Annotated in this window: 4 protein-coding genes and 1 pseudogene; 4 read left to right on the top strand and 1 reads right to left on the bottom strand. The window is 46.9% G+C overall.

Going from position 1 to position 5,201, the window contains the following annotated elements:
• Window positions 1-102 precede the first annotated feature (102 nt).
• From cas3 to cas7e, 4 genes and pseudogenes are all read left to right on the top strand, one after another.
• A complete protein-coding gene (gene cas3 / locus BM329_RS13905) occupies window positions 103-1,644 on the top strand; it encodes a CRISPR-associated helicase Cas3' (protein WP_339351272.1) in 1,542 nt (513 codons plus the stop codon).
• Window positions 1,641-3,260, top strand: coding sequence for a type I-E CRISPR-associated protein Cse1/CasA (casA, locus tag BM329_RS13900; protein WP_245759098.1), 1,620 nt, complete (start codon window positions 1,641-1,643; stop codon window positions 3,258-3,260). Before cas3 ends, casA begins: the two co-directional genes overlap by 4 nt.
• On the top strand, window positions 3,253-3,804 hold the full coding sequence (gene casB, locus BM329_RS13895) for a type I-E CRISPR-associated protein Cse2/CasB (protein ID WP_092554355.1): 552 nt from the start codon (window positions 3,253-3,255) through the stop codon (window positions 3,802-3,804). The genes casA and casB overlap by 8 nt, the downstream gene beginning before the upstream one ends.
• 50 nt (window positions 3,805-3,854) lie before the next feature.
• Window positions 3,855-4,673 (top strand): annotated as a pseudogene (gene cas7e / locus BM329_RS13890) (type I-E CRISPR-associated protein Cas7/Cse4/CasC); the annotation flags it as partial.
• Window positions 4,674-4,686: 13 nt separating this feature from the next.
• On the opposite strand, the gene BM329_RS13885 reads toward cas7e, so the two are convergent.
• On the bottom strand, window positions 4,687-5,201 hold a 515-nt coding region (locus tag BM329_RS13885; protein ID WP_245759041.1), incomplete at its 5' end, for an IS630 family transposase.

Below are 5,201 nucleotides of genomic sequence, written 5' to 3'. Positions count from 1 at the left end.
GTTCCCAGATTTTGGCAGGGGATGACATGTGACACCGCCTTTTATTTAAGGAAGAAGAGCCCCATCATGGCACAATATGGATTACGGCTGTAGTATTACACCCTGGACGATATCACCGCCACCGCGCAGTGCCATCAATGGCTGGCAGATTCGAATAAAAAAGCCTTACTGGCCTCGGTGGGTGTCGGAACTATCGATCAGGCGTTGCTTGCGGTTCTGCCGAGAAAATATCAATCACTCCGGCTGATTGGATTAAATCGCAAGGTATTGATATTTGATGAAGTACACGCCGCAGATGAGTATATGTTTGCTCTGCTGGAAAGCTTGTTAAGCCTGCATTTGCATCAAGGAGGTTCTGTCATATTACTGACCGCCACACTCTCCCTGAAACAGCGTCAGAAGCTGGTGGATATCTGGTTATCCGCCAGCGGAATATCGCCACAAAAATTGCAAGAAACCGCTTTTCCACTGGCAACTCAGGTTACGTTAGATCCCGAAAATCCCGTGATTGAAACGTCTTTGGGCAGTCGTGCTGATGTCAGCCGAACGGTCATGGTAAAAACTGTGAATCATCTGGACGAATGTGTACAAATCGCCCTGAACGCTGCCCGAAACGGGCAATGTGTGGTTTGGGTTCGCAACTCAGTCGATGACGCTCTGCAAGCCTTTCAGCTTATTCAGTCGCAAATGGATAAACCGGAAAATAGCCTGTTATTCCACAGCCACTTTATTTTGTATGACCGCAAAAGGGTTGAGAACCGGGTGCTGGATATATTTGGCAAGGAAGACAAACAGGAGACGCGACAAGGGAAGATCCTGATTACCACACAGGTTTTTCAGGAAAGCCTTGATGCCGATACAGATGTGATGATTTCCGATATCTGCCCGATTGATGATTTAATTCAACGGGTTGGCCGCCTGCACCGACATACCCGTGATGCAGACGGAAAATATCGGAAAGGTATCACGGATAGCCGTTCAGTCCCTGAATTATACCTCCACGCGCCAGAATGGGATGACCATCCCGAAGCGGATTGGTTGAGCAAAGATTTCCGTAATACCCAATATGTTTACCGTTCAGCCGGGCGTTTATGGCTTGGTTTGCGTGAACTCCTGCGTTTGGGTGCTATTCGCATGCCGACTGAGGCCCGAACCCTGATTGAAGCTGTTTACGGTGAAGATGCCGATGAACAAATTCCTGATGCACTCAGAGCCAAAGATGATGAAGCAATAGCTGAGGGACGAAGCAAAGACGCGATAGCGCGATCCCAAGCCCTGCAATGGCAGCGCTATGAATACAGTAAACGCAGCGCCGACGGCTGGTATGACGATAACATAGATATCAGTACCCGGTTTAACGACATTGAAATGGTAAACGTATTGCTGGTCAAACTGACAGAAACAGGCGAATTGATACCTTGGGTAAAAGATGACAAACACCCCATTCAATTCAGCACCCTTAAACTTCGAAAAAATAAATTTGCCGATAAATTGCAGCCAATACCAGAATCACTTTCTAAGGCAGTAGAGCAATTACAGAACAAATTCAAGTCTGTCAAATATCTGCAAATCTGGCTACCTGAAATTGACCCTAATTTCACTTACGATCCCAATATCGGCTTTTACCCTAAGCAGGAGAAATGATGAATCTCGTTAAAGACCCTTGGCTGACTTTTAGAATGAGAGATGGTAGTGAGGAAAAACTGCCGTTATCAGCAATTTGCGATCCCGCCGTGGTGGATTTTGCCCTGCCGCGGGCGGATTTCCAGGGCGCGGCTTATCAATTGGCCATTGGCTTGTTGCAAACGGTTTTTGCGCCCGAAGATGAAGAAGAATGGGAAGCATTTTATAGAAATGCCCCTGCACAAGCCGATTTGCAGACGGCTTTTAATCGGGTAGAACATGCCTTTAATCTGACCGGCGACAGCCCGCTGTTTATGCAGGATTTTGATCCGCTGGATAGCGTCAAATCAACGGAAATATCAGGTCTGCTGATCGATGCGCCGGGGGCAAATACGCTCAGACTCAATACTGACCATTTTATTAAGCGCGGTCAATGTGACGTTATTTCCCCGGAGATGGCCGCCATTGCCCTATTTACCTTACAGATTAATGCCCCTGCTGGTGGTGTCGGACATCGGGTCGGATTACGGGGTGGCGGGCCGCTGACAACCTTAATTCAACCGCAAGAGTTGGATTCATCGTTATGGAAAAAACTCTGGCTTAATGTTATTAATCGGGATTCATGGATTTATTCTAAGCCCGATCTAAACAGCCCGACTGTCTTTCCGTGGCTGGGTAAAACCCATATCAGCCAGAAAGCAGGGACTGAAATATACGCGCATAATGTGCATGAACTGCATATGTATTGGGCAATGCCACGGCGAATTCGTCTGGAAATAGACGATAAACCTGCCATTTGCCAGTTAACAGGGCAGAAAACCCAACAATCTGTTTCTGGTTATCGCACCCAAAATTATGGAAACAATTATTCAGGCACCTGGCAACACCCTCTGACACCCTATCGATGGAATCCGAAAAAGCCGAATGAAGAACACCTTTCCATTAAAGGGCAGCCCGGCGGTATTACCTACAAAATCTGGGATAGCCTGACGTTTTCTGAAAATAATGAGGGCCAAGAGGCCGCGCGAGTTGTTGACCATTTTGGCAAACTGAATGATTACATTGAAGATGAACAGAGCAACAGGCCACACCTGTGGGCCTTTGGCTATGATATGGATAATATGAAAGCCCGCGGCTGGTATTCCACCACTCTGCCGCTATTCTCCATGCCGATTGAGAAAAAGAATGCCGTTTTCCGGCGGGTCAAAACATTACAAAACCTCTCAACCTATGCACTGACTCAGTGCCGGGCCCAAATTAAAAGTGCATGGTTTAATCGCCCGAATGAAAATAAGGGCGATATGTCGTTTATTGATACCCTGTTCTATCAACGCACCCAAGACCCCTTCTTTAAAGCAGTGCAGCAGATTATCGCCAGCCAACATGAAGCTTCTTCTTTGTCCACGGATGAAGCCAAAACCTGGCTCTATCAACTCCGAAATACCTGCTTTGATCTGTTTGATGAATTCGTGCTGTCAGAAGATACCGATCCCAAAAAACTGCCAGAAAAAATTGAGGCACGACAGATCCTCACCAAATGGCTGGTGGTTTCTAAAGATATCAAATCATTTATGACAGAACACAAAATAGAAACCCAATCATCCAAGAAAAAGAAAGAGGACGTTGTCGATGAATAGCCTGATCGAAAGTTACGTAATGCCTTGGTGGGAGAGTATGTTCTTGACCCAAGATGAATTGAAGCAAAAAAAGATTCGGCCCGCACCGACGCTCTACAAAGCACAGTTAAAACGCTGCCAGGATATCGATTCAGTCACATGGGCTGAGGGCTTTCGCGCCTTATGGTTCAGTTTGCCTGAAGAGTTTACTGAAAAAACTGAACAAAAGAACATAACGTTGTGGGCAATGATTGCCGTCAGCCTTGTGTATGTAAAAATCAACACAACCACCAATCTGGCAACCGCTGCGGGCACCAAAACAGAAAATGACAAACCGATTATCAGCGCCCCCCGTTTTGCTCAGTTACAAGCCGCCAGAACGCCGGATGAATTCATCATGCGGTTACGGCGCGTTCTGCAACAACTGGACGGCAAAGTTTCTGTGTTATCCCTCGCCATCGATATCGATCGGTGGATGAAGGAATATCACCAATCCAGACCCAATCGTGCCAATAAACGCCTTTGTGTGCAATGGGCAATGGATTACTACAAAGCCGCCAAATAACCCGGATAACTTTTTTCTTGAATCATTTTTCCATCTATAAGGAACTCCAAATGAGCCAATTTATTCAGTTACATCTCTTAACTTCCTACCCCCCTGCCAACCTGAACCGCGATGATCTCGGCCGCCCCAAAACCGCCAAAATGGGCGGCGCTGAAAGATTACGAATCAGCTCTCAAAGCTTGAAACGCCATTGGCGCATCTCTGATCTGTTTCAGGCAGCCCTTGCAGAACATCTTGGTTTTCGTACCAAGCGTTTTGGCTTTCAGGTCTATCAACACTTACTTAATGGCGGAGTCAAAGAGAAGCAAGCGTCTGAATGGGCTACCGCTATCGCAGAGGTCTTTGGCAAGAATAAAAAAGATGAACCACTGGAAATTGAACAATTGGCTCATATCAGCCCGAAAGAAAAAGAGATGACCTTTGCACTGGCTGACAAACTTATCGCAGAAAACCGCGCTCCCATCAAAGAAGAGTTGCAACTGCTGAGCAGAGAACAAATTGCTGTCGATATAGCTCTGTTCGGTCGTATGCTGGCTTCCAGCCCTGCCTACAGTGTTGAAGCGGCCTGTCAGGTTGCCCATGCCATCAGCGTACACAATGTTGCCGTAGAAGATGATTACTTTACCGCCGTGGACGATCTCAATCATGGCAAAAGTGACACTGGTTCGGCACATATTGGCGAAGCTGGTTTTGCCGCTGCCCTGTTCTACAGCTATATCTGCATCAATAAATCCCTGCTGCTTGAAAATCTGGCGGGTAACGAAACTCTGGCCAATAAAGCCATTGCTGCTTTAGTTGAAGCCGCGGTCAAAGTTGCGCCATCCGGCAAGCAAAATAGCTTCGGCTCCCGTGCTTATGCCAGTTATAGCAGAATCAATATAATCAGACATAAGTCACATGCTCTGTAAACAGCTCATCAATAGAGCATCTTTCTCGTCTTCTTGTTGTTTTTGTTTCAGCCCATTTGTTTTCGATAGGATTTAAATCTGGGCTGTAAGGCGGAAGCCATTCTAACTGGCATCCGTGATCGGTTATCGCTTTTCGCGTGTCACCGCGTTTATGGAAAGGGGCATTATCCATCACAATCACTGTCCCCTTAGGGAGCTTCGGCAACAAATCTTGTGTCAGCCAGGCATGAAACACATTCGCATTAATGGTTCCGGCAAACAAACTTAAGGTCACAAAGGTATTTTTAATGATAGCACCAATGGCATTAATGCGGCCTTTGTGCTGCCAGTCATGTAAACCAAAACAGCGGGACCCTTTTAACGAATAGCCATGCGTACGTGGCATGGACTGCTCAAAGCCGCTTTCATCCAGATAAACAATCTGTTTGCCCGCCTGCTCATGATGGCGGATACGCTCGCCAAATACCTGACGAGCGTGTTCGTCAGCGG

Origin of the sequence: Xenorhabdus koppenhoeferi, from assembly GCF_900116635.1 — a bacterium.
GTDB classification, from domain to species: domain Bacteria; phylum Pseudomonadota; class Gammaproteobacteria; order Enterobacterales; family Enterobacteriaceae; genus Xenorhabdus; species Xenorhabdus koppenhoeferi.
Note: the sequence above shows the minus strand (reverse complement) of the source record. Positions and strands in the feature narration are given on the sequence as shown.

What these genes read in the sequence shown, in the direction of transcription:
- casA (WP_245759098.1), top strand. Translation starts at nt 1,641, where the DNA reads ATGATGAATCTCGTTAAAGACCCTTGGCTGACTTTTAGAATGAGAGAT.
- casB (WP_092554355.1), top strand. Translation starts at nt 3,253, where the DNA reads ATGAATAGCCTGATCGAAAGTTACGTAATGCCTTGGTGGGAGAGTATG.